Annotated in this window: 24 protein-coding genes, 1 pseudogene and 1 riboswitch; of the genes and pseudogenes, 5 read left to right on the top strand and 20 right to left on the bottom strand. The window is 72.1% G+C overall.

All coding sequences use genetic code 11. The annotated features are described in order from the left end of the window. Positions 1-143 precede the first annotated feature (143 nt). The gene (locus tag M878_RS84400) at positions 144-2,006 is read left to right on the top strand and encodes an AAA family ATPase (RefSeq protein ID WP_023552158.1); all 1,863 of its coding nucleotides are present in this window, start codon (positions 144-146) and stop codon (positions 2,004-2,006) included. Between the two features lie 90 nt (positions 2,007-2,096). On the opposite strand, the gene M878_RS84395 is transcribed toward M878_RS84400, so the two are convergent. From M878_RS84395 to M878_RS84355, 9 genes are all read right to left on the bottom strand, one after another. Next, the gene (locus M878_RS84395; protein WP_023552157.1) at positions 2,097-3,191 is read right to left on the bottom strand and encodes a hemolysin family protein; all 1,095 of its coding nucleotides are present in this window, start codon (positions 3,189-3,191) and stop codon (positions 2,097-2,099) included. Continuing rightward, on the bottom strand, positions 3,188-4,522 hold the full coding sequence (locus M878_RS84390) for a hemolysin family protein (protein ID WP_023552156.1): 1,335 nt from the start codon (positions 4,520-4,522) through the stop codon (positions 3,188-3,190). Before M878_RS84390 ends, M878_RS84395 begins: the two co-directional genes overlap by 4 nt. Before the next feature lie 203 nt (positions 4,523-4,725). Then, positions 4,726-5,181 carry a PH domain-containing protein gene (locus M878_RS84385; protein WP_023552155.1) on the bottom strand — a complete coding sequence of 152 codons (456 nt, stop codon included), beginning with the start codon at positions 5,179-5,181 and terminating at the stop codon, positions 4,726-4,728. A 14-nt stretch (positions 5,182-5,195) separates the two neighbouring features. Next, a complete protein-coding gene (hisG, locus tag M878_RS84380; RefSeq protein ID WP_023552154.1) occupies positions 5,196-6,053 on the bottom strand; it encodes an ATP phosphoribosyltransferase in 858 nt (285 codons plus the stop codon). Positions 6,054-6,115: 62 nt separating this feature from the next. After that, the gene (locus M878_RS84375; RefSeq protein WP_023552153.1) at positions 6,116-6,388 is read right to left on the bottom strand and encodes a phosphoribosyl-ATP diphosphatase; all 273 of its coding nucleotides are present in this window, start codon (positions 6,386-6,388) and stop codon (positions 6,116-6,118) included. Between the two features lie 34 nt (positions 6,389-6,422). Beyond that, positions 6,423-6,908: a 6,7-dimethyl-8-ribityllumazine synthase gene (ribH, locus tag M878_RS84370; protein WP_023552152.1), complete on the bottom strand. Its 486-nt coding sequence runs from the start codon at positions 6,906-6,908 to the stop codon at positions 6,423-6,425. A gap of 54 nt (positions 6,909-6,962) precedes the next feature. Then, positions 6,963-8,270: a bifunctional 3,4-dihydroxy-2-butanone-4-phosphate synthase/GTP cyclohydrolase II gene (locus M878_RS84365; protein ID WP_023552151.1), complete on the bottom strand. Its 1,308-nt coding sequence runs from the start codon at positions 8,268-8,270 to the stop codon at positions 6,963-6,965. Next, positions 8,267-8,914 (bottom strand): nicotinamide mononucleotide transporter family protein, encoded by a 648-nt coding sequence (locus M878_RS84360; RefSeq protein WP_023552150.1) that lies wholly within the window; start codon positions 8,912-8,914, stop codon positions 8,267-8,269. Before M878_RS84360 ends, M878_RS84365 begins: the two co-directional genes overlap by 4 nt. Continuing rightward, complete coding sequence (locus M878_RS84355; protein ID WP_023552149.1) at positions 8,911-9,519, bottom strand: riboflavin synthase; 609 nt, start codon at positions 9,517-9,519, stop codon at positions 8,911-8,913. Before M878_RS84355 ends, M878_RS84360 begins: the two co-directional genes overlap by 4 nt. 162 nt (positions 9,520-9,681) lie before the next feature. Further along, positions 9,682-9,812: riboswitch (FMN riboswitch) on the bottom strand. A 373-nt stretch (positions 9,813-10,185) separates the two neighbouring features. Between M878_RS84355 and M878_RS84350 the strand changes: the two genes are divergently transcribed. Continuing rightward, complete coding sequence (locus tag M878_RS84350; protein ID WP_023552148.1) at positions 10,186-10,929, top strand: SDR family oxidoreductase; 744 nt, start codon at positions 10,186-10,188, stop codon at positions 10,927-10,929. Positions 10,930-10,991: 62 nt separating this feature from the next. Here M878_RS84350 and M878_RS84345 read toward each other — a convergent pair whose 3' ends face one another. Beyond that, positions 10,992-12,260 (bottom strand): ROK family transcriptional regulator, encoded by a 1,269-nt coding sequence (locus M878_RS84345; RefSeq protein WP_023552147.1) that lies wholly within the window; start codon positions 12,258-12,260, stop codon positions 10,992-10,994. A 123-nt stretch (positions 12,261-12,383) separates the two neighbouring features. On the opposite strand from M878_RS84345, the gene M878_RS84340 reads away from it, so the two are divergent. Next, entirely contained in the window at positions 12,384-13,598 is a 1,215-nt protein-coding gene (locus M878_RS84340) for an MFS transporter (RefSeq protein ID WP_023552146.1), read from the top strand. On the opposite strand, the pseudogene M878_RS000000100460 reads toward M878_RS84340, so the two are convergent. Both M878_RS000000100460 and M878_RS000000101515 read right to left on the bottom strand, forming a co-directional pair. Next, a pseudogene (locus M878_RS000000100460) lies at positions 13,558-13,731 on the bottom strand (acyl-CoA thioesterase); the annotation flags it as partial. The gene M878_RS84340 and the pseudogene M878_RS000000100460 overlap by 41 nt on opposite strands. A gap of 39 nt (positions 13,732-13,770) precedes the next feature. Then, complete coding sequence (locus M878_RS000000101515; protein WP_023552145.1) at positions 13,771-14,430, bottom strand: glycoside hydrolase family 6 protein; 660 nt, start codon at positions 14,428-14,430, stop codon at positions 13,771-13,773. Between the two features lie 109 nt (positions 14,431-14,539). On the opposite strand from M878_RS000000101515, the gene M878_RS84330 reads away from it, so the two are divergent. After that, a complete protein-coding gene (locus tag M878_RS84330; protein WP_023552144.1) occupies positions 14,540-15,226 on the top strand; it encodes a DUF5995 family protein in 687 nt (228 codons plus the stop codon). A gap of 2 nt (positions 15,227-15,228) precedes the next feature. Here M878_RS84330 and M878_RS84325 read toward each other — a convergent pair whose 3' ends face one another. The 3 genes from M878_RS84325 to M878_RS84315 all read right to left on the bottom strand — a co-directional run bounded on the left by M878_RS84325 (position 15,229) and on the right by M878_RS84315 (position 18,056). Continuing rightward, positions 15,229-15,420 carry a hypothetical protein gene (locus M878_RS84325; protein WP_023552143.1) on the bottom strand — a complete coding sequence of 64 codons (192 nt, stop codon included), beginning with the start codon at positions 15,418-15,420 and terminating at the stop codon, positions 15,229-15,231. A gap of 76 nt (positions 15,421-15,496) precedes the next feature. Next, positions 15,497-17,194, bottom strand: coding sequence for a flavin monoamine oxidase family protein (locus M878_RS84320; RefSeq protein WP_023552142.1), 1,698 nt, complete (start codon positions 17,192-17,194; stop codon positions 15,497-15,499). A gap of 73 nt (positions 17,195-17,267) precedes the next feature. Further along, positions 17,268-18,056: a carbon-nitrogen hydrolase family protein gene (locus tag M878_RS84315; RefSeq protein WP_023552141.1), complete on the bottom strand. Its 789-nt coding sequence runs from the start codon at positions 18,054-18,056 to the stop codon at positions 17,268-17,270. Positions 18,057-18,362: 306 nt separating this feature from the next. Between M878_RS84315 and M878_RS84310 the strand changes: the two genes are divergently transcribed. Continuing rightward, positions 18,363-18,914: a hypothetical protein gene (locus M878_RS84310; RefSeq protein ID WP_023552140.1), complete on the top strand. Its 552-nt coding sequence runs from the start codon at positions 18,363-18,365 to the stop codon at positions 18,912-18,914. A gap of 12 nt (positions 18,915-18,926) precedes the next feature. Here the strand turns inward: M878_RS84310 and M878_RS84305 are convergent, their stop codons facing one another. From M878_RS84305 to M878_RS84285, 5 genes are all read right to left on the bottom strand, one after another. Further along, positions 18,927-19,565: a DUF4232 domain-containing protein gene (locus M878_RS84305; RefSeq protein WP_023552139.1), complete on the bottom strand. Its 639-nt coding sequence runs from the start codon at positions 19,563-19,565 to the stop codon at positions 18,927-18,929. 105 nt (positions 19,566-19,670) lie between these two features. Then, positions 19,671-20,051, bottom strand: a complete 381-nt coding sequence (locus M878_RS84300; RefSeq protein WP_023552138.1) for a DUF742 domain-containing protein — start codon at positions 20,049-20,051, stop codon at positions 19,671-19,673. A 7-nt stretch (positions 20,052-20,058) separates the two neighbouring features. After that, complete coding sequence (locus tag M878_RS84295) at positions 20,059-20,481, bottom strand: roadblock/LC7 domain-containing protein (protein WP_023552137.1); 423 nt, start codon at positions 20,479-20,481, stop codon at positions 20,059-20,061. Next, a complete protein-coding gene (locus tag M878_RS84290; RefSeq protein WP_023552136.1) occupies positions 20,471-22,933 on the bottom strand; it encodes a sensor histidine kinase in 2,463 nt (820 codons plus the stop codon). Before M878_RS84290 ends, M878_RS84295 begins: the two co-directional genes overlap by 11 nt. Positions 22,934-23,054: 121 nt before the next feature. Beyond that, on the bottom strand, positions 23,055-24,119 hold a 1,065-nt coding region (locus M878_RS84285), incomplete at its 5' end, for an HAD-IA family hydrolase (RefSeq protein WP_023552135.1).

The following is a 24,119-nucleotide window of genomic DNA, read 5'->3' as shown; positions in this document are numbered from 1 at the left end:
GCGCGGGTACGATGCCCTCGGTGCGACCTTCGAGAATGCCTTGCACCGGTAACTCCGGTCCGCGGCACGGTGGTTCGGCCGCGGCGGCAGCCGGGTGATCGCCCGGTGGTGAACCACGGGGGCACGGTCTGTGGGGGGACGGGATGGACTTCGGCACGCAGGGCCCCGAGGCCCCGGCCGACCTGGCCTGGCTGCGGGGGGTGGACGCCTACACGATGGGCGCCTATCCGCAGGCGGAGGAGGAGTTCCGCACCGCGGTGCGGATGGATCCGGGGATGGCGGACGGCTGGCTCGGACTGCACGCGCTGCGGGTCGACACGACGACCTCGCTGCTCAGGATGTTCCGGCATCGCGATCGCTTCGGCGAACAGCGGGCCCGGCACCGCAGGACGCTCAACTCCTGGTACTGGCTGGGCTGGTGGGTGCAGCCGGTGCTGGAGAGCCCGCGTGATCTGTTACTCGCGCACGCCTCGCACTGGCTCGACGGCCGGCACGTACCGGAGCTGGACCGGGCCCTGGCCGGACTCCCGCCCGTGGACACCGACCCCCAGGTCCGCTTTCTGCACGCCTGCCGCGCCTATCTGGTCAAGGACTGGGAGCAGCTGGTACGGCACACCGACCCGCTGCTGGACGACGCCATGCTCGGTATCGAGGCGGGTCTGTTCGGCGGCATGGCCAGAGTCCGGCTGGAGATGTACGGCCAGGCCGAGCCGCTGCTCTCGGCGGCGCTGATGCGCTGCCGCAGCGAGCAGCCGCAGCGCAAGGAACTGCGCTACTGGCTGGCCCGGGCGCACGAGGGCACGGGGCGCTCGGCGGCCGCGCTCCCCCTGTACCGGGCCGTGCACCGCGTCGACCCGGCCTTCATGGACACCTCGGCGCGGCTGGCGGCGATCGCCGAGGGCGACGGGTACGACGACAGCGCCGACCTCGCCGCGATCACCCTGGCCGGTGCCGGGCAGGACAGCGTGGACGGGCCGGACGGCTTCGATCCGGTCTTCGGCGCCGAGGGCCGTGATCTGCGGCTGCCGGAGCCGGATCTGCCGACCGGACCACTGCCGTCGGTGGCGGACCCGGCGGTGCGGCTGAAGACCGGGACCTCCTCGTCGCCGATCCCGGCCGGGCCGACCGATCCCGCCCTGCTGGAGGAGGCGCTCGCCGAGCTGGAGCGCATGGTGGGGCTGGAGCCGGTGAAACGCCAGGTCAAGGCGCTGTCCGCGCAGTTGAACATGGCCCGGTTGCGGGCCGGTCAGGGGCTGCCGGTGCAGCCGCCGAAACGGCACTTCGTCTTCTCGGGGCCGTCGGGGACGGGGAAGACCACGGTGGCCCGGATCCTCGGGCGGGTCTTCTACGCGCTGGGCCTGCTCGGCGGGGACCACCTGGTGGAGGCCCAGCGGGCCGATCTGGTCGGCGAGTATCTCGGGCAGACGGCCGTGAAGGCCAACGAGCTGATCGACTCCGCGATCGGCGGGGTGCTGTTCGTGGACGAGGCGTACTCGCTGTCCAACTCCGGGTACGGCAAGGGGGACGCGTACGGCGACGAAGCCTTGCAGGTGCTGCTGAAGCGGGCCGAGGACAACCGGGACCATCTGGTGGTGATCCTCGCCGGCTATCCGGAGGGCATGGACCGGCTGCTCGCCGCCAACCCCGGGCTGTCCTCGCGTTTCACCACCCGCGTCGACTTCCCTTCCTACCGGCCGCAGGAACTCACCGAGATCGGGAAGGTGCTGGCGGCGGAGAACGGGGACGTGTGGGACGAGGAGGCGCAGGACGAGCTGCGCTCGATCGCCGGGCATGTGGTCGAGCAGGGGTGGATCGACGAGTTGGGAAACGGGCGGTTTCTGCGGACGCTGTACGAGAAGAGCTGTGCGTATCGGGATCTTCGGCTGTCGACGTACGCGGGGGCGCTGTCGCGGGACGATCTGGCGACACTGCGGCTGCCGGATCTCATGCAGGCGTACGGGGAAGTGCTGTCGGGGCGGGGACCACAGGATCCATCGGCCATGTAGGGGTGGCGGGCTGCACCCCCCAGGGGGCGGGGAACTGCGCAACCAGCCACGACGCACCCGCAGTCGCGCAACTCCCCGCCACCACCCGAGCTATTGAGCGAATGCCTCCTCCGGCTCCCCACTGACCCTGGGTTCGGTCAGCTTCACGTCGGGGACCTGCCGGTGTGCCGGATCCCGGACCTCGCCGACGAGCATCTCCAGGACGTCCTCCAGCGCCACCAGACCCAGCACCTTGCCGGAGGCATCCGCACCGGCGACCTGCGCCAGGTGCGTGGCCGCTCGGCGCATGACGGTCAGGGCGTCGTCGAGCGGGAGCTCGGCCCGGAGGGTGGTCATGGGGCGCCAGACGTGCTGTGGGACGGCGCGGTCGGACTCCTCCAGGTCCAGGACGTCCTTGACGTGGACGTATCCCATGAACGAGCCCTTGTCCGGCGCGGCGACCGGGAAGCGGGAGTACCCCGTGCGGGCCGTCAGCGCGACGATCTCGCCCGGGGTGACCGAAGGGGTCACGGTGACCAGGGACTCGCGGCGCAGCAGAACGTCCGTCACCGGGCGGGAGCCCAGCTCCAGGGCGTCCTCCAGACGCTCCCGCTCCTCGGGGCCGAGCAGGCCCGCCTGGCCGGAGTCCTCCAGCAGACGGTTGAGCTGCTCGCTGGTGACGACAGCCTCGACCTCGTCCTTGGGCTCGACCCGGAAGACGCGCAGGATGGCCTGGGCGCAGGCGCCGAGCGCCACCGTGATCGGCTTGCACAGGCGGGCGAACGCCACCAGGCCGGGGCTCAGCCAGAGCGCCGCCTTCTCGGGCGCCGCCATCGCCAGGTTCTTCGGCACCATCTCGCCGATGACCAGGTGGAAGAAGACCACCGCTGCCAGCGCGATCACATACCCGAGCGGGTGGACCATGCCGTCCGGGAGGTGGACCGCCTCGAATGCCGGCTCCAGCAGACGCGCCACCGTCGGTTCGGCGACCGCGCCGAGCGTCAGGGAGCACACGGTGATGCCGAACTGGGCCGCGGCCATCATCTGGGGCAGGCGCTCCAGGCCGTAGAGAACCTGACGGGCCCGCGCCGTGCCCAGCGGTTCGATCTGGCTGCGGCGGACGGAGACGAGCGCGAACTCGGCGCCGACGAAGAAGCCGTTGGCGAGCACGAGCAGCGCGGCGAAGACCAGTTGGAGGACGCTCATCGGGCGGCCTCCACCACGTTCGCCGCCGGGGCCGTCCTGACCAGGCGGACCCGTTCGGCGCGGTAGTGGCCGACCTGGCGGACCGAGAGCCGCCAGCCGGGCAGTTCGGCCCGGTCGCCGGGGGCCGGGATGCGGCCCAGTACGTCGGCGACCAGCCCGGCGACCGTCTCGTACGGCCCCTCGGGCACGTCGAGGCCTATGCGCTGGAGGATGTCGACGCGGCAGCTGCCGTCGACGTCCCAGGCGGGCCTGCCGTCCTCGGGCGGGGCGGCGGCCAGCTCGGGCATGTCCGTGGCGTCGTGCTCGTCGCGGACCTCGCCGACGAGCTCTTCGACGATGTCCTCCAGGGTGACCACGCCCGCCGTGCCGCCGTACTCGTCGACGACGACGGCGATCGGCTGCTCGGAGCGGAGCCGGGCGAGCAGGGGCTGGACCGGCAGGGTCTCGGGGACCAGCAGCGCCTTACGGGCGATGCGGGTCACCGGGGTGCGCAGCCGGTCGCGCACCGGGACGGCGAGCGCGTCCTTGAGGTGGGCCATGCCGACGATGTCGTCGATCTTCTCCCGGTAGACGGGGAAGCGGGACAGTCCGGTGGCCCGGGTGAGGTTCACGACGTCCTCGGCGGTGGCCGAGTCCTGCAGGGCGCTGACCTTCACCCGCGGGGTCATGACGTGTTGCGCGGTCAGCTCGCCCAGGGACAGGGTGCGTACGAACAGGTCGGCCGTGTCCTGCTCCAGGGCGCCGGCCCGGGCGGAGTGCCGGGCGAGGGACACCAGTTCGCCGGGGGTACGGGCGGAGGCCAGTTCCTCGGCCGGCTCGACGCCGAGCGCTCGCACCAGCCGGTTGGCGACCGAGTTGAGCGCGGCGATCACCGGTCGGAACAGCCGGGAGAAGTGGTGCTGCGGGCCGGCCACGAACCGGGCGACCTGCAGTGGCTTGGACACCGCCCAGTTCTTCGGCACGAGCTCGCCGACCACCATCTGGACGGCGGAGGCCAGCAGCATGCCGACGACCACGGCTATGCCGGAGACGGCTCCGTCGGGGATGCCGAGGGCGGCGAACGGGCCGCGCAGCAGCCGGGCCAGCGCCGGTTCGGCGAGCATACCGACGACGAGGGAGGTGATGGTGATGCCGAGCTGGGTGCCGGAGAGCTGGAAGGACAGCTCCTTGAGCGACTCGGCGACCCGGCGGGCCCGTCGGTCGCCGTCGGCGGCGGCCTGCTCGGCGTCCGTCGACTCGACCGTCACCAGGCCGAACTCGGCCGCCACGAAGAAGCCGTTGGCGAGGATCAGCAGGAAAGCCGCTCCGAGGAGCAGCAGGGGGATGGTCACGCTGCCACCGCCTTCCCGGTATGTCGGGTCGGGGCGGCGCAGGTACTACAGGACGATCCGTCCATCGCTGGAGGGAGTCACTCCTCGGGTAGCAGGAACCCCTGTGCACCGGGTGGCGTCAAGGGGCGGAGGCGCAGCGAAAGGGCCTCCGCCACCAGATTAATCAAGACACCGGCCGCTCGGGCAGGGTAGGCACCCCCCAGTCAGCCCTGATCTTCCGCCGGATGGGCCGTGGAGCGGGCTTCGGCGAGGGCCCGCAGGGCCTGCGCGTCGGCGATGGCGCGCTGCTTGGCGAGGCCCGGCTGGATGCCGAGCGCGGGCAGGCTGGTGCCGTCGCTGAGGTTGAGGAACACCCAGGGATCGCCCGGACGGAGGTTCACCTGGAGGATCTCCGCCCAGTCCAGGCGCCGCTTGCTGGCGATGTTCACCACGGTGACGCCGGACTCGTCGGCGACGACCTTCACCCGGGCCAGCAGGGCCAGGACCCAGAAGATCAGCGCCCCGGTGACGGCGAAGCTCGCCCGCTCCCCCGGGCCGAGCTGCTCCAGCAGCAGCCCGACCGAGGAGATGGTCAGGAAGATCACCACACCGGCGGTGAGCAGGATGGCCCGGGTGTGGCCCGGCCGGAAGGTGACGGGAAGGGTGGGCGTGTCGGACATCTCGTGCGTGTCCCTTACAGGCGGCAGGCGTGGATGGCCGTGGTGAGGATGGCGCGGGCACCGATGGCGTACAGGTCGTCCATGATCCGCTGCGCCTCCTTGGCGGGGACCATGGCGCGGACCGCGACCCAGCCCTCGTTGTGCAGCGGGGAGACGGTCGGCGACTCCAGGCCGGGGGTGAGCGCGACGGCCTTCTCCAGCTGCTCGACGCGGCAGTCGTAATCCATCATCACGTACGTCCGGGCGACCAGGACGCCCTGGAGGCGGCGCAGGAACTGCTGAACCTTCGACTCATCAGCCTCCTCGCCGTCGGCGCCGGTGCGGCGGATGACGATCGCCTCGGACTTCATGATCGGCTCGCCGAAGACCTCCAGGCCGGCGTTGCGCAGGCTGGTGCCGGTCTCCACGACGTCGGCGATGACCTCGGCGACGCCCAGCTGGATCGCGGTCTCCACGGCGCCGTCCAGGTGGACGACGGAGGCGTCGATGCCGTGGTCGGCGAGGTGGCCCGCGACGATGCCCTCGTACGAGGTGGCGACCGTCTTGCCCTTGAGGTCCTGGATGCCGTTCGCGGCGTTCGGCTTGGCCGCGAAGCGGAAGGTGGAGCGAGCGAACCCGAGCGGCAGGATCTCCTCGGCGTCGGCGCCGGAGTCGATCAGCAGGTCGCGGCCGGTGATGCCCAGGTCGAGGCGGCCGGAGGCGACGTAGATCGCGATGTCGCGGGGGCGGAGGTAGAAGAACTCGACCTCGTTCTCCGGGTCGACGATCCGCAGCTCCTTGGACTCGCGGCGCTGCTGGTAGCCGGCCTCATGCAGCATCTCCGCCGCAGGGCCGGACAGTGAACCCTTGTTGGGGACGGCGATGCGCAGCATGAGGTCGGCTTCCTTTGCGTGAAGGGGTTTCTACGGCTCGTACGGCTTGTACAGCAGGCGGTTCACAGATGGGCGTAGACGTCGTCCAGGGAGATCCCGCGGGCGACCATCATCACCTGGACGTGGTACAGCAGCTGGGAGATCTCCTCGGCGGCCGCCTCCTTGCCCTCGTACTCGGCGGCCATCCAGACCTCGGCGGCCTCTTCGACGACCTTCTTGCCGATGGCATGGACGCCCTTGCCGACCAGCTCTGCGGTGCGGGAGGTGGCGGGGTCGCCGTGGGCGGCCTTCTGCTGGAGCTCGGTGAAGAGCTCCTCGAACGTCTTCTTGGACATGGTGCTCCTTACCCTACGCGCTCCGGCCGGTGCCTCAGTGCCAGGGTTCGGATACTGAGCGGAGCGTGGCGGCGGTCGCGACCGCGGCGGTCACCGCCTCGTGGCCCTTGTCCTCGTTCGAGCCCTCCAGGCCGGCCCGGTCCAGGGCCTGCTCCTCGGTGTCGCAGGTGAGCACGCCGAAGCCGACGGGGACACCGGTCTCGACGCTGACCTGGGTGAGGCCGTGGGTGACGCCCTGGCACACGTAGTCGAAGTGGGGAGTGCCGCCGCGGATGACCACGCCGAGGGCGACCACGGCGTCGTAGCCCCGCCCGGCCAGCGCCTTGGCGGCGACCGGAAGTTCGAAGCTGCCGGGGACCCGGATCAGGGTCGGCTCGTCGATCCCCAGGTCGTGCAGGGCGCGCAGGGCGCCGTTCACCAGACCGTCCATCACCTGCACGTGCCACTGCGCCGCGATGACGGCGACCCTGAGGTCGCTCGCGTTGCGTACGGACAGCTCCGGTGCACCCTTGCCGCTCACGTGTCTCCTTTGTGCCTTTGTGCCTTTGTGCCTTTGTGCTTTCTTGCTCACTGCTTACTTGTTGCCACAGGCGGCCGTGGCCGCGGAAGCGGCCACGGCCGGTGTGTCCAGCCAGGGCAGGTCGTGCCCCATCCGGTCGCGCTTGGTGCGCAGATACCGGAGATTGTGCTCGCCGGCCTGGATCGGCATGGGCTCGCGGCCGGTGACCTTCAGGCCGTGGCGCAGCAGCGCGTCGGTCTTGTCGGGGTTGTTGGTCATCAGCCGGACGCTGCGCACGCCGAGATCGGCGAGGATCCGCGCGCCGGCGCCGTAGTCGCGGGCGTCGGCGGGCAGGCCGAGTTCGAGGTTGGCGTCGAGGGTGTCGCGGCCCTGCTCCTGGAGTTCGTACGCCCGGAGCTTGGACAGCAGGCCGACGCCCCGGCCCTCGTGGCCGCGCAGATAGACCACCACGCCACGGCCCTCGTCCTGGATGCGCTCCAGGGCGGTGTCCAGCTGGGGACCGCAGTCGCAGCGCAGGGAGCCGAAGACGTCGCCGGTGAGGCATTCGGAGTGGACGCGGACCAGGACGTCCTCGCCGTCGCCGATCTCGCCGTGGACCAGGGCGACATGCTCGACGCCGTCGACGGTGGAGCGGTAGCCGTAGGCGGTGAACGTGCCGTGCCGGGTGGGCAGTCGGGTCTCGGCCTCGCGGCGGACGGTGGGCTCGCTGCTGCGGCGGTAGGCGATCAGGTCCTCGATGGAGATGATCGTCAGGCCGTGCTTGCGGGCGAACGGGATCAGTTCGGGCAGCCGGAGCATCCGGCCGTCCTCGCCGGCGATCTCCACGATGGCGCCGGCCGGGCGGAGCCCCGCGAGCCGGGCGAGGTCCACGGCGGCCTCGGTGTGGCCGTTGCGGACGAGGACGCCGCCGGGCTTGGCGCGCAGCGGGAAGACATGGCCGGGGCGGACGAAGTCGGCCGGCTCGGCCGCGCCGCTCGCGAGCAGCTGGAGCGTGGTGGCGCGGTCGGCGGCCGAGATGCCGGTGCTCACGCCGTGCGCGGCGGAGGCGTCGACCGACACCGTGAACGCCGTCTTCATGGACTCGGTGTTGTCCTCGACCATCTGCGGCAGCCGCAGCCGGTCCAGCTCCGGGCCCTCCATGGGGGCGCAGATGAGTCCCCGGCACTCGCTCATCATGAAGGCGACGATCTCGGGGGTCGCCTTTTCGGCGGCGACGACGAGGTCGCCCTCGTTCTCCCGGTCCTCGTCGTCCACGACGACGACCGGGCGGCCGGCCGCGATGTCGGCGATGGCCTGCTCGACGGGGTCGAGCCCGAACCTCTCGATGGTGTCCGTGGCGTACAGCGGCGGTGCCGAGGTCATGCCGGGGCTCCTTCCAGGACGGGCTGCGGGCTCCGGCGGGAGCGCAGCCACCAGTCGCGCATGCCCCACAGGACGAGTGCGCCGTAGATGACGTAGACGAAACCGGAGAAGGCGTAGCCGTTCGCGAAGTTGAGGGGTACGCCGACGAGGTCGACGAGCAGCCAGGCGATCCAGAACTCCACCATGCCCTTGGCCTGGGCATACATCGCGACGACGGTGCCGACGAAGATGTAGGCGTCGGGCCAGGGGTCCCAGGACAGGGACGGGTAGGCCGTGAAGAGCAGGGCCACCGCGACCGTGCCGGCGGCGGCCGCGCCGAGCATCGCCGCGCGCTCGCGCCAGGTGGCGAAGCGGGGGGCGATGTGGCCGTCCGCGGACCGGGTGGCGACGACGTCTCGCCGCCACTGCCACCAGCCGTACAGCGCGACGGCCATGACGACGGCCTGCTTGCCTGCGCTGCCGGTCAGATGGCCGTAGAAGGCGGCGAAGAGGACGAGGCCGGAGAGGAACTGCACGGGCCAGGTCCACAGGGAGCGGCGCCAGCCGAGGGCGAGGGTGATCAGGCCGAGGATGTTGCCCACCATGTCCGACCAGATGATGCGCTGACCGAAGAGGGTGAAGGCCTCGGAGTTCAGCCAGTTCACTTGCCCGCTCCCGGGGCGCGGTCGCCGAGGAGGCGCTCCACGTACTTGGCGATGACGTCGACCTCGAGGTTGACCGGGTCGCCGGGCTGCTTCACGCCGAGCGTGGTCAGGTCGAGGGTGGTCGGGATGAGACTGACGGAGAAGTAGTCGGGGCCCGCTTCCACGACGGTGAGGCTGATGCCGTCGACGGTGATGGAGCCCTTCTCGACCACGTACCGGGCGAGGTCCGCGGGGAGCGAGATCTTCACGATCTCCCAGTTGTCGGAGGGCTTGCGCTCCAGCACCTCGCCGGTGCCGTCGACATGGCCCTGCACGATGTGCCCGCCGAGACGCGCGCCCACGGCCATGGGCCGCTCCAGGTTGACGCGGGAGCCGACGGTGAGCGCGCCGAGGCTGGAGCGGTTCAGGGTCTCGGCCATGACATCGGCGGTGAACTCGTCGCCCTCGTGCGTCACTACGGTGAGACAGACCCCGTTCACGGCGATGGAGTCGCCGTGCTGCGCGCCCTCGGTCACGACGGGGCCACGGAGCTTGAAGCGGGAGGCGTCGCCGAGGTTCTCGACGGCGGTGACCTCACCCAGCTCTTCGACGATTCCGGTGAACACTTCCCGGGTCCTCCTGCCTCTTCGGGCACGGACTCCGGGGCCTGTCGATGACGACAGAATGTACGGGTGAGCACTGAGCACACCGGGGCGACGCCGAAAGAGGGACCCGTCCCGCAGGGACGAGTCCAGAGTCGGCGGCGCGCATGTGTGCATGCTCGCCCGCCGCGCACTGCCTCCCATCCGGACTTTAACCGTCGGTCCAGGAATTTCACCTGGTCAACCGGCCGCTGGAAGCGACCGGGTCGCGGACTGTAACCGCCGGTTCGGACTTTCACCGACCCCGGAGTGCGCTGCTTCTGGTACGGAGCCAGTGTGCCACGCCGGGTGGCCAGAGAGAGAGGCGAGGGGTGTGGGCTCCCTCACAGTGCGTGTCACGGGCCTTGCGCGGCGCAGTCATGGCATACAACTTCCCTACTGCCAGGGAGGATTGACCGTGGTCCGGACCCATTGACCGCACTGGTCTAGTCCTTTTAGGGTGCGGACGGGTCCGGTGGCGGTGACGACGGCCCTTGCCCGCCGCCGGACCGCCAGCCCGCGCTCGGCGAGGCCGTCACCGATGCGCTGTGTGCGGCATTCGGCCGATGTCACATTTCCCGGGGGCTGCGCGGTCTCAGTGGACGAGGGTGCTCCGATCGGGGGCACACGGAGTCCGAAGGGACGGACAGCATGACCACGATCCTGGTGACCGGCGGGACCGGCACGCTCGGCCGGCGGGTGACCGAGCGGCTGCGGGCGGACGGACACGAGGTGCGGGTGCTCAGTCGGCACACACAGCCGTACGCCGTCGATCTGCGCGTGGGCGGGAGCGGGCTGGACGCCGCGCTCGCCGGAGTGCAGACCGTGGTGCACTGCGCGAGCTCCCCGCGAGGCGGGGACGAGGAAGCCGCCGAACGGCTGATCGCGGCGGCCGGGCAAGCCGGAGTGGGCCATCTGGTCTACATCTCCATCGTCGGCATCGACCGGGTGCCCCTCGGCTACTACAAGGCGAAGCTGGCCGTGGAGCGGCGGATCGAGGCGTCGGGGCTCGGCTGGACCGTCCTGCGTACGACCCAGTTCCACGACCTGTTGGTCACGATCCTCGGCGGGCTGGCCAAGCCGCCCGTCATGCTGGTCCCGGCCGGGGTCCCGGACCAGCCGGTGGAGGTCCGCGAAGTCGCCGACCGCCTGGCCGAGTTGGCGCTCGCCGCTCCGGCCGGCCGGGTGCCGGACATGGGCGGCCCGGAAGTCCGGACCCTCGACTCGCTGGCCCGCGCCTACCTCCACGCGACCGGCCGACGCCGGGCCGTGGCACAGGTTCCGCTGTTCGGCCGGACCTACCGCGCCGCCCGCGCGGGCGGACTGCTGACACCCGAACAGGCCGTGGGGAAGACGACGTTCGAGGAGTATCTGGGGCGGCGGTTCGAGGGCTGACGGGGAGGGGGCAGAGGGAAGGGGGGCGACGGGCTCGGCCGAGCCCCGCGTGCGGCAGTCGGTCAGTTCCGGTCCGGGGGTGCGAAGAGTTCGTCCTGGGCGTGGTCGCGGGCCGTCAGCAGGGCGCCGCGCAGGACCGCCGTGCCGCCCAGGGTGCTTGCCCGTACCTCCGTGCGCAGGGGTGACATGCGGCGGAGCCGCTTCTCGACGAGCCGGGCGAGCGTAGGGCCGCCGGCCTGGCCGGCCTCTCCGCCGAGCACCACGCAGCCGGGGTCGAGTACGGCCACCACGGACGCGGCCCCGACGGCGATCCGGTCGGCGAGGGTGTGGAGGAAGCGGTCGGCGGGCCGTTCGGCATCGGAGCGCGCCGCGTCCGCGGGGTCGTCCTCGCCCGCCGCTTGCGCCACGGCCTCGCGGATCACCTCCGCCGCGCCCGGTCCGTCCATCGTGGCCGGGACCGGCAGGCCGTACCCCGCCGCCAGGGAGCCGATGGCCGCCGCACCGGCCAGCGAGTGGAAGCCTCCGTCGCAGTCCCGCGCCGAGGGAAGGGAGCCGGTGCCCGGGACCGGCAGGAAGCCGATCTCGCCGGTGCCGCCCGAGGCGCCCCGGCGGAGCGTGCCGTCCAGGACGACCGCCGCGCCGACGCCGTGCCCCAGCCAGAGCAGCACGAAGGTGTCGCGGTCCCGGGCGGCGCCCTCGCGCTGTTCGGCCAGGGCGGCGAGGTTGGTCTCGTTCTCCACGGTGACGCGGGCCCCGGGCAGCCGTTCCTGAAGGGCGGCGGCCAGGCTGCGGTGCCAGGCGGGCAGGCCGCCGGAGTCACGCAGATCGCCGGTGGCCGGGTCGACGAGGCCCGGCGCGCCGATGCCGACGGTGTGCAGCCTCCCCCACGCGCGCACACCCTCGCGCGAGGGCGCCCCCATGGCCCCGGCCTCCTTCGCCGTCCGCTCCACCGCGGCCACCGCCTGCTCCACGGCCGGTCCGGTCCCGGTGTCCCCGCCGATCGGCACGGACGTCTCGGCGAGCACCCGCCCGACCAGGTCGGAGACCAGCACGTCGACACCCCCGGTACGGACGTCGAGCGCGGCCAGATGAGCCCGGTCGGCGACGATGCCGTACAGCCGGGCATTGGGGCCCCGGCGCTGTTCGCCGGACTCACCGACCACCGTGATCAGCCCGGCGGCGCCGAGCCGTTCCACGAGGTCGGCGACCGTCGGCCGGGACAGACCCGTCAGCTGCTTCAACTGGCCTGCCGTGAGCGGGCCTTCCTGCTGGAGCAGGCTCAGGGCGAGCCGGTCGTTGATGGCCCGGGCGGTGCTGGGTGATGCGGGCATGACGGGAATCCTCCCAGATCCACGCGGCACGGAACGGCCACAAAACTCCCTATCCATCAGGCAGGCTCCCTGATAATTTACGGCGCGTCAGCGGGCGGCAGCCACCCGGGGAGGGGCAGGACCATGAAGGACGTGGGCTACGAGCGCCGCGAGGTGAAACGCGCCCGGTACGCCGTGGCGGCGGTGTTCACCGTGCACGGTGCCGTCACCGGCTCGTTCGCGACCCGGGTGCCGTGGATCCAGGACCATGCCTCGCTGGGCGCGGGACAGCTCGGCTTCGCGCTCGCCTTCGGGGCGTTCGGCGCGTCATGCGCCATGCCGCTGGCGGGCCGGATCAGCCATCGCTTCGGCAGCCGTACGGCGCTGCGCGGCCTGATCGCGCTGTGGACGCTGTCACTGATCCTGCCGTCCCTCGCACCGAACCTGTACACACTGTGCCTGGCGATCTTCATGTATGGCGCGAGCTCGGGCATGGCCGACGTCGCCATGAACGCGCTCGGCGTGGAGGTCGAGCGGCTGCTCGGAAAGTCGATCATGTCGGGGCTGCACGGCATGTGGAGCACGGGCGCCCTGATCGGCTCGGCGGCGGGCACCCTGGCCGCACACCTCGGCGCGGACGCCCGCCTGCACTTCACGCTGGCGGCGGCCACCCTCACCGCCCTCGGAGTCCTGGCCGCCGGCTGGGTCCTGGACGTGCAGCCGGCCGACGACGAGGAGCCGCCGCCGAGGTTCGCGCTGCCGCCCCGGTCGGCGCTGCTGATCGGCGCGGTGGGCTTCTGCGCGGTGTTCGCGGAGGGGGCGAGTCTGGACTGGTCCGCGGTGTTCCTGCGGGACCGGATGGACACGTCGGCCGCTCTCGCGGCGGCCACGACCACCGGATTCATGCTGACCATGGCCATAGCCCGGATCAGCGGAGACGCGGTGGTGAACCGCTTCGGCGCGGTACGCACCGTGCGCGCCGGAGGTGTGCTGGCCGCGTTCGGCGGGCTGCTGATCGTCCTCGCGGGGTATCCGGCGGTGGCGATGACCGGGTTCGCGCTGATGGGCCTCGGCATCGCGGTCGTCGTACCGCTGTGCTTCGCGGCGGCCGGGCACGCCGGACCGAACCCCAGTCAGGCCATAGCGGGCGTGGCGACGATCACGTACACCTCGGGGCTGATCGCGCCCAGCCTGATCGGCGGGGTGGCCCAGGCGACCAGTCTGGTGGTGTCGTTCTGTGTGGTGACGGCGCTTGCCTGCGGGCTCGCGGTGTGCGCGGGCGTGCTGCGCACGGCCGAGCGCGGCGGCCGGACCGAGGTCAGCCGGCCTGCCGCAGCAGTTCCCGGCCCACGGCCCTGAAGGCGTCGGTCCACGGCGTGGGCCGCAGGGTCGACGCGTCCAGCCGGACCAGCACGCGGGTGCCCTGGGCGTAGGTCCGCGCCCCGTCCGCCGAGCAGAAGCGGAAGCCGTAGGTGAGTCCGGTGGTGCCGACAGCCGGACGTGACGATCGAGTCCGGCTCCACGATGACGATCACCTCACCCGAGCCCAGCCCCCGGGCGAAGGCGTCGATCCAGGCGTCGTAGACGGCGAGGTCCGGCGCGTCGCCCTTGGAGGCGCCGCCGCAGAGTCCCGGTCCGGGATCGCGTACGGCACGAGCACCGGGACCTGGCGCAGCGCACCCGCGCCCTCGGTGCCCTCGCGCGCCCGAGCGGCGATGGTGCCCGGGTCCGGGTCGGCGAACCACACGGCAGCCGGCCGGTCCGCGATCCGGGAGGTGATGACGGCGGTGCGCGGATCGCCGGGGTGGGGGTGGACCCAGTCCAGCGCCTGGGAGTCGGGGTGGCGGTACGGCAGCGGTGACACGGGGGCGGTCCGCTGCTCTCTGTCGGTCGGGGCGGGTGCGCTGCCGGGCGGGGTCAGCTGGGGCGTCGGCGTGCGGGCGACCGGCGCGTCCGGCGGAGACGAAGGCGACGGCGACGGTGTGCCCGGCATGAGCGCCGGCGCGGATGTGCCCGTCGCCTCGGTCCGGGCCCGGTCGGAGCCGTGGCCGGTGCCGAGCGCCGAGATCACCCCGGTGCCGGAGCCGACCAGGGTCACCACCGGGGCCGCCGTGACCATCAGCCCGCGCCGTACGGCACGCCGGCGCGTGGCCCGGCGTTCGGCCAGTCGCCGGGCGCGTAGGCCTGACACGGTGCGCCTCCCCTCTCACCACCGCACCGGGGCGGTCCGTTCCCCCGTTCCGGCGAAGCGCCGGGCCGGTCGGGCCCGCCGGTCGGCCCAGGGCTGGGACCCTTCCCCCATGGCGCAGCTGGAACACTTCACCACCCCCGTCGACGCGGTCGTCTCCCGGATGCGCGCCCTCGACGCGGCCCTGCCCGAGCGGGACGGTGTCGCCGTGTTCAACCGCGTCTACCTCACCGTCACCGAGGAGGTGGACCGGCGCCTGGACGCCGGGGAGTTCCCGGACCGACGGGCGGCGATCGCGCTGGACGTACGGTTCGCCGAGCGCTATCTGGCGGCGGTCGACGCGGTGGCCGCGGACCGCCGTCCGCCCGCCTGCTGGCGCCCGCTGTTCCAGCTCCGCCGCCATCCCGGGGTACGGCCGCTGCAGTTCGCGCTGGCGGGCATCAACGCGCACATCGGGCACGATCTGGCGCTCGCTGTGGTGGACGCCTGTCGTACGCTCGGCTGCGAACCGCCGGAGCTGGAGGACGAGTTCGACCGCGTGGGCGATCTCCTCGGCTCGCTGGAGGAGCGCGTCCGCGAGGAACTGATGCCGGGTCCCGATCTGCTCCAGATCGCCGACCCGCTCACCCATCTGCTGGCCTCGTGGAGCCTGGAGCGGGCCCGCGACGCGGCCTGGGCCGCGGCCCGGGCCCTGTGGGCGCTGCGCCACTGCGGCGATGTCGCCGAGGAGTTCACCGAACGTCTGGACGCGGCGGTGGGGTTCGCGGGACGGATGCTGCTCACGCCTCTCGGGGACTGACGTTACAGCAGCATGAGATAGCAGGACCCGGCGCATCTCCCGGTACAGGAGGGCGGCTTGATGTTCGGCGCCGTGGCGGGCCCGCGCATGCCGAAGGCGTCGACGCCCTCGGGCTCGGGGAGTTCCGGAGCGACGCGGACGATCTCCGCCGCTCCGGCCTTCCCGGCAACGGTCTTTCCGTTCGGCCGACCCATACGCGCCAGGGCCCGCCGTGTCCCAGACGGACATGGCGGGCCCTGGTACGCGCCGGGGGTACCGGGATGAGGCCGGTCAGTCCTCGGGGAGTTCGACCGGGGCGATCTCGTCGTAGACGTCACCGGGGCCCGGGTTGGCCGGGTCGGTCTCGCCGCCGAAGTGGTGCATGACGCCCCAGACCGCGTTCAGCGCGGTCTGGATCGCGCCCTCGGCCCAGCCGGCGGTCCAGGAGATGTCGTCGCCGGCGAGGAAGATGCCCCGCTTGTCCTCGGGCAGCCGGTCCTGCATGAAGTGGGTGAACAGGCGCCGCTGGTAGCGGTAGTGGCCGGGCAGGTTGGCCTTGAACGCGCCCATGAAGTAGGGCTCGTTCTCCCAGGAGACCGTCACCGGGTTGCCGATGATGTGCTTCCGGATGTCGACCTTCGGGTAGATCTCGCCGAGCGACTTCAGCATGACCTCCATCCGCTCGTTCGCGGACAGCGGCAGCCACTTCAGGCTGTCGTCGCACCAGGTGTAGGAGAGGCAGATCACGGCGGGCTGGTCCGGGCCGTTGTCCAGCAGGTAGGTGCCGCGGGTCATGCGGTCGGTCAGCGTCATCGACATGACGTCCCGGCCCGTGTCCTCGTCCTTGTCCAGCCAGAACGGCCGGTCCACGGGCACGAAGAGCTTGCTGGACTCCATGTAGTGGGTGCGCTCGATCGCCGTCCAGTGGTCGATCGGGAAGAGCGAGTCGTCGCAGGCGATCTTGGACAGCAGCATCCAGGACTGGGCGGTGAAGATCGCCGCCTGGTAGGTCCGGATGTCGCCGTTCGCGTCCGTCACCGTGATCTGGTTGCCCGCGGTGCGGTGCAGCCGGGTCACGGCCGGGCGCGGCTCGCCGTCCACGTGCAGGGACTTCAGCGAGGTGCCGTACGGCCAGTGGACGATCTTCTCCGGTTCGCGCTCCCACAGGCGCAGCGGCAGCTGCTGGGAGCCGCCGACGATGCCGCGGTGGTGGTCGTCGGCCTCGGTGTAGACGACGCGCAGGATCTCCAGGATGGAGTTCGGGAAGTCGGTGTCCCAGCCGCCGGTGCCGAAGCCGACCTGGCCGAAGATCTCGCGGTGCCGGAAGGACTTGAAGGCCTCGGAGTCGCACAGGAAGCCGTAGAAGGTCTGGTTGTCGAGCTTCTCGACCAGCTGCGCCCAGATCTCGCGGATGCGCGGGACGTCGCGCTCGCGCATGGCGCGGTTCATGTCGGAGAAGTCGGCGCCCTCGTCGAGGCACTTGTTCCAGGCCTCGGCGACGTCCCGGTACACCTGGGGCAGGTCGGCGATGGTCTCGGCGTAGTGCGACTCGCCCTTGAGGTCCACGACGGTCGAGGGGGTGGCCTCGGCCAGCGGGTTCGGGAACGGCCTGGTCTCCAGGCCCACCATGTCGATGTAGTGCTGCAGGGCGGTGGAGGACGGCGGGAAGCGCATCGCGCCCATCTCGGCGGTCAGCGACTCCTCGCAGCCCTCGAAGCCGACCGTGCGCAGCCGGCCGCCGATCTGGTCGGCCTCGTAGACGACGGGCTTGAGGCCCATCTTCATCAGCTCGTACGCGGCCACGATGCCGGACAGACCGCCGCCGACGACGGCGACCTCGGTGCCGTGCTCGGTCGCGGGTATCTGACCGAGGCCCGCCGGGTGGGCGAGGAAGTCGTCGTAGGCGTAGGGGAAGTCCGGGCCGAACATGGTGATCGGCGGCTGCTGCTCGTCGGTGTGCTCGACGGCGTTGGGCACCGTGGACGTCATGGGGTACGGACTCCTTGCGCGGGGGTTACTCGGGGAAGGCTCGGGTGGGGCAATACGGCGAGGGCTCAGGGGTTCAGCTCAGGGACCCGTACAGACCGGGGCGGCGGTCCTGAAGGTACGGGTTGGCCTCGCGGGAGGCGGCCAGGAAGGCGGGGTCGGCGTCCGCGAGGACCAGCTGCTCGCTGCGTCCAGCCCGGGCGCGGGCGACTCCGTCGGGACCGGCGAGGACCGAGAGTCCGACGAACTCGAACTCCCCTTCCTGGCCGACCCGGTTGACGTAGGCGACGTACATCTGGTTCTCCCAGGCGCGCACCGGGATCATCGACTCGGCGACGAACTGGAAGGGATGCATCTGCGCGGTCGGGACGACGAGGAGGTCGGTGCCGGCCAGGGCGTGGGCTCGGACGTTCTCCGGGAACTCGACGTCGTAGCAGATCATCAGGCCGACGGTGAGGCCGTTCAGCGTGGCCTGGACGACCGGCTGCTCGCCCGGTGTGAAGTGGTCGCGCTCGAAGCAGCCGAAGAGGTGGGTCTTGCGGTAGTTCGCGAGCCGGGTGCCGTCGGCGGAGATCAGCTGGGCGGAGTTGTAGACGGTCTCGCCGTCGCGCTCCGGGTAGCCGTAGGCGATCGCGATGCCGTGCCGGGTGGCGGTCTCGGCGATCGCGTCGGCCCAGTCGCCGTCGGCGGGCTCGGCGAGGCGGCCGATGGCGTCGCCGATCGCGTACCCGGTCAGGAACATCTCCGGTGCGGCGAGCAGCGCGGCGCCCGCGGCGGCGGCCCGGCCCGCGGCCTCGTCGAGGACCTTGAGGTTCTCGGCGATGGAGCCGGGGCGGCCGGAGCTCTGGAGCAGGGCGGTGCGCATGCGTGTTCCTCACCGGACGCAGGGGGTTAGGAGGTCATTAAGAAGGTACGGTCGGCGCGCTCGGCCGGACAAGAAGGAGCCGTTGCGTGCCTGTGCGCGGTTCGTTGCGTGGAGTGCGGGCCGGGCGGCGATTCGTTGCGCGCTCCCATGGCCGGTTCCCGTCCTCCCTGAGGCGCAGGTCACCCAGGTGGTTCCCCGCCGGATGGCGGAGGTGGGGTGCCGCCTCGGGAGCGATGTGCGGGCGGCCCGCTGCCGGGAGAGTGGTGATCGTTCAGTTCACGCGCTTGACCTGCGGAAAGGACCGCCATGAAGCGTCGTACGAAGATCGCCGCCGTCACCCTCACCGCCGCCCTGCTGATCACCGCCGGTACGGCCGGGGCGGCGCTGGCCTCGGGCGGCGGGGCGCCTCGCCCCGAGCGTGAGGCCGCGGCGCTGACCGGTACGGCCAAGCTGTACCGCTCGGCCGGGGACGACATCACCTTCTCCTTCGACGCGCATCTGGCGAAGAAGGACACCGTGGACCCGCGCAAGGCCACCGGCACCTTCGAGTTCAGCCACTACCTGCACGGTCAGGGGGCCTGGGCCAAGGCCAAGGTCGACTGCCTGGTCACCGGCGGCCCGGTCGCCGTCGTCTCCGGTGTGATCACCGCGTCCGACCTGCCGGGAGCCAAGGGCAAGCGGGTCGGTGTCACGGTCCACGACCTCGGCCGGCACGACCGGCTGGGCTACAGCTGGGCGGGGGTCGGCAGCCCCAGGGACACCAAGGACCTGCCGCCGTGCGTGTCGTCGGCTCCCTTCGAGAAGGTGAAGCAGGGCACGGGTGACTTCAAGGTCGTGCCCTGGCAGCCCAAGCTCTAGCTCTACGGTGGGCTACTTGCCGGTGCCGACCGGGTCGACGGTGATGGCGGGGCCGCTGCCGTCCGAGACGGGCACGTTGATGCCGACGGGCAGCGTGTGGGAGTGGGTCTCGTTCGGCGGGGTGACGACGAGGCTGGTGAAGGTCTCGCCGGTGCCGCCGGAGTGGTTCGGCGGGTAGTGCAGGGTGAAGCGGGTCTCCGCACCCGGCTTGACGCTCACCGGCGCCGCGGCGAGCTTGCTGCGCTTCGCGCTGAGGCTGCCGTCCTTGCTCTTGAGGTCGACGCCGGGGAAGCCCTTCAGGGTGCACGCCGTGGAGCCGGTGTTCTTCAGGTTCACGATCAGCTCGCCCTCCGCCATGCCACCGGAGGTGCTGAAGGCGAGCTGGGCGGTCTTGCAGGCGCCGGAACCGCTGGTGCCGGACTGACCGGTGCCGGTGCCGGTGCCGGTGCCCTTGCCTGAGGACACGCCGCCGCCCGTGCTGGAAGAACCCGAGCCCTGGGAGGAGGAACCGGAGTCCTGGGAGGCGGCGCTCTGGCTCGGGGTGGAGGAGCCGCTCGCGTCGGAGGAGTCCTTGTCACCGCTGTTGCAGGCGGTCAGCGACAGACCGGCTACGGCGGCGATGGCGAGCAGCGAGAGCTTCTGGACGCGCATGGGTTCCCCTTCAGGACGTACGGGTGACGTGGCGTTTCATGAGACCCCGACGGCGATTGACGCGTTCCGACCCACACCGCCCTCGTACGTGGCTGTTACAAACACCTAGATCTCCCGCAGCCGCTGCACGATCTCGCGCAGCAGCCCCGGATCGGTGGCCGGGCCCCCGGCCGGGAGCTTGCGCGGCTCGTCGATACGGATCAGCCCCGCCTCGGCCAGGTCGCCGAGCAGGACCCGGAGGACGGTCAGGGGCAGGTCGGCGTCCGCGGCCAGCTCGACCACGGGACGGGGGCCGCGCCGGATCACGCCGAGCAGGGCGGCGCGGGCGTGGTCGATGTCCGGCCCCTGCGCGTCCGTCTCCAGCGCGGTGACGCGGGACATCAGGTCGATGGCGTGCGCGCCCGAGGGCCGGGTGCGGCCCCGGGTCACCATGTAGGGGCGGACCATCGGCCCGGTCTCGTCCTCGTACCAGTGCTCGTCGCTCACCGCGGGATCATCTGGTCGTGCGGGCGGCCGCGTCCAGGTGACGACCGAGGCGGCGGACGAGCAGGGCCATCTCGTGGGCGAGCTGCCCGACGTCGGTGCCGGCCTCGCTGAGGACGGCGAGCCGGCTGCCGTGGCCGGCCGGGGTGATGAAGAGGTAGGCGTCGTCGAGCATCACCATGGTCTGCCGCACCTGGCCCGCGTCGAACCGCTCGCCCGCCGAGCGGGCCAGGCTGTGGAAACCGGAGCAGACGGCGGCCAGATGCTCGATGTCCCGTCGGCGCATCCCGTCCGAGCTGCTGAGCGGGAGGCCGTCGGCGGTCAGCAGCACGGCCTGGCGGACATGGTCGGTACGCGCGACGAGGTCATCGAGCAGCCAGTCGACTCCGCTGGGCTCGGCGGGCTGCTCGGGCCTGTCTTCGTCACCGGGCATCGTCGGTGTCCGTCCCTTCGTGGGCGTGGCTGGTCAGGGGGTCGGGAGCTGCGTCGGTGACCGGAGGGTCCGCCTGGTCGGGTGCGGGGGCGTGTTCGGGTGCGGGTGCGTGGGGGCTGGTCGCGCCCACGCCGCGGAGCGGCATATTCGAATGCAGCCCCGCGCCCCTTGGGAACTGCGGTTCCGTCGGCTTCGTCGTATCGGTCGCCGGCAGGCCCCTGCGGCCGCGGTCGAGGCCCCGCTGGAAGGCGCCGAAGATCGCCCGCATTTCCTCGGCGTCCACCTCCGGACCGGCCCTGTTCTCCCGAGGCGGCGGCTCGTCCCGCAGCTCCGGCACGAGAGAGGCCTGGCGGGTCCGGGTGGGCAGGAGGGGCGGGGGCGTCGGTGAGTCGGGTACGGCGGCCGGGCCGGGGGTGGGCGACGGTGCAGCCGATCGCCTCCTGGACGGCAACTCGTGTACGACGGCCCCCTGTTCGCGCTGCCCGGGCGCGGTCGGCTCAGGCACCAGCGGCACAGGTCCCGCGTGCTCAGGGCGTGCCGGTTCCACCTCCGCCAGCACCCCCTCCGGCAGCAGCACCACCGCCGTCGTACCGCCGTACGGCGAATCGCGCAGGGTGATCTCGATGCCGTGCCGGGCGGCGAGGCGGCCGACGACGTAGAGGCCGAGGCGGTCATGGCGGGTGGGGTCGAAGGCGTCGGGGTCGGTGAGGGTGCTGTGGGCCCGGGCGCGCGCGTCGGTGTCGAGGCCGAGCCCCCGGTCGTCGATCTCCAGCACGAACCCGCTGCCGACCCGCCCGGTGCGCAGGGTGACCTGGGTGTGCGGCGGCGAGAACACCGTGGCGTTCTCCAGGAGTTCCGCCATCAGATGGACGACGTCGGCGACGGCGTCGGCCGCGACGCCGACCGCGGGCATCGGTGGCACGACCACACGCGCGTAGTCCTCGATCTCGCTGACGGCCGAGGCGACCACGTCCGCGACCGGGACGGGCCGCCGCCAGCGCCGGCCGGGCGCCGCGCCGGAGAGGATGATCAGGCTCTCCGCGTGCCGGCGCATGCGTGTGGTCAGGTGGTCGATGCGGAACAGCTCGCGCAGCACGTCGGGGTCGTCCGTGCGCCGTTCCAGGGTGTCGACCAGCTTCAACTGCCGGTGTACGAGAGCCTGGTTGCGGCGTGCGATGTTGAGCAGCACCGCGAACAGGCCCCGGCGCAGGCCGGCCTGTTTGACGGCGGCCTCGACGGCGGCGAGCCGCGCGGTGTTGAAGGACCGGCCGACCTGCCCGATCTCGTCGTCGCGCACCTCGTCGGCGGGCAGTGGCGGCGCCTCGACAGCTGCGTCCACCTCGTCACCGGCGCTCAGTCTGCGCATGACATCGGGTAGTTGGTCCCTCGTCAGGACGTCTGCCGCGTCCCGCAGGGCCTCCAGGCGCCGAGAGATGCGCCGCGCCCCGCGCACCGCGAACCACAGCGACAGCCCGGCCGCGGCGAGGCCCACCGCGCCGACGACGGCCGCCTTGGTCAGCTCCCGGTAGGCGAAGGCCCGGCCGCGGGCGGCGGAGTTCTCGGCGGACGTGGTGCACAGCTCGCGGTAGCGGACGACGGCCCGGTCGGTGGTGGACCGCCAGGTGCCCGCCGCTACGGCCTTTCCGGCGCCGGCCGCCCCGGCCCGCAGCAGCGCGTCCTCGCCGTGCACCAGCGAGCCGTACAAGTCCCCGTGCTGGAAGTCCTCGAACAGCCCGCGCGAGTCGGCGGGCAGGTCCGGCACATATGTCCGCTCGAACACCCGCCGGTCCTCGATGGTCGCGGTCAGGGTGTCGTACTGCCGGTCGGTCAGCGTGCCGGCCGCCCGCGCCCCGGCGACCAGCGCGTCCTCCCGCGACACGAACTCCCGCACCCGCACCAGCTCGATGACGACCTGTGCCTCGCGGGCGAGCTGTCCGGCCTGGAGGGCGGTGAGCGTGGACTGCACGTCGAAGCCCGGCTCCACGAGCGCGCTGTAGTCCTCCACGGCCCGGTCCCAGGTGAGGTGCCGGGACAGCACCTGCGCGCGCAGTCCGTCCAGCTTGCCGGTGGCCGTGACCATGGTGTCCAGCGCCTGCCGCTGACGGTCCGTGAGCCGGCTGCGGTCGCCGTGCTGGACCGCCTGCCGCAGGGCGTCGACGGCCCGGTCGGTACGGCGTTGCTGCCCGAGCAGGTCGCTCGCGGTGGCCGTGTCGAGCGGGGCGCCCAGGTAGGCGGCGGACATCCGGCGCTCGATCTGGATCTGCCCGATCGCGGTGTCCACGGGGGTGCCGAAGTCCTCGTACACCCCCTGGACCCGGATCAGCGCGCGCAGTTCGCCGGTGACGGACCACATGGCGAAGCTCCACAGCCCCATCAGCGCGACGGCCGGGGCGAGCGCGAGCGCCACGATCCGCGCGCGGACGGTGGTGGGACGGCCGAGGGGCCAGCGCATGAGGTACCTGCCGGTGTTACCTGTCAGTATTGAGCGTGAGCGCGGCACAACCTACGGGATGGTCACCACGGACCGCAATGGTGACCTGCGGTAACCCGGGGTCACCTCGGAGCCGGCTCGGTCATCGCGCGGGCAGCGCAAAGGTCGTGACGACCGCCGCGTGGTCGGAGGGCCAGTCGTTGTCCGCGACGTCCGGCCAGGGGCGCGGGGTGCCCGTGACGAGGGTTCGCGCGTCCCGCACGGTCAGGCCCCGGTGCAGGACGTAGTCGATCCGGTCCTGTGGCTCGGGCCGCCCGCTGCCGTCCTCGTGCACCGGGTGGATCGGCGACCAGGTGTGGCCGGGCTCGGCGGCGGGGTCCGGGTGAGCCTCGCGGAACGAGTCGGCGAAGCCGGCGTCCTCGGCGGCCTTCGTCACCGGCCAGACCACGTCCGGCCAGTCCAGGTGCGAGGGGCAGTTGAAGTCGCCGACGAGGACGACCGGGACGCCCGCGCCGCCGGCCTCGTCGATGCGGCCCAGCGCCTCCCGCAGCTGCGCCAGCCGCAGCTCCTCGTGGGCGATCAGCTCCGCCGCGTCCAGCCCGTCGAAGACGGCCTCGTAGGGACCGTACGGCGTGTAGTGCAGATGTGCGGTCCACACGTCGACCTCGCGGCCGGGCGCCACGGCGATCCGGACACCCGCGGCGCCGTAGAAGCCGACGTCCGGGTCGCCGAAGCGGGCGGTGACCGGGTGGCGGCTGATGACGCCGAGGTTCTCGCCGGCCCGGTGGTGGTGCCAGCCGAGCGCCTCGGCCAGTTCCTGCGCGGCCGTGCCGCCCGTCTCCTGGAGCCCTACGACGTCGGCGCCGCTCTCCAGGATGACCTTGAGCTGCTTGGCACGGTGGCCGTCGACCTCGCTGCCGCCCAGCCACAGGTTCCAGCTCATGACGCGGAGTTCAGGTGCATCGGGTGCGACCATCCGGCGCAGGTCCTGGACCGTGACGCCGGTGAGGCTGTCCCGCAGGGTCCGGCCGGGCGCGGTGCCGATCGGCGCGAGGGACGGTACGGCGAGGACGGCGCAGCCGGCGGCCTCGGCGGAGGCGACCCCGGTCTCGGTGTCCTCGACGGCCACACAGGCGGCGGGGTCGACGACCAGGGCGCGGCAGGCGGCCCGGTAGGGGTCGGGGGCCGGCTTGGTGCGGGCGGTGTC

This window comes from Streptomyces roseochromogenus subsp. oscitans DS 12.976 (assembly GCF_000497445.1).
Lineage (GTDB): Bacteria > Actinomycetota > Actinomycetes > Streptomycetales > Streptomycetaceae > Streptomyces > Streptomyces oscitans.
The sequence above is the reverse complement of the archived record's forward strand: the minus strand, read 5'-3'. Positions and strand labels throughout refer to the sequence as shown.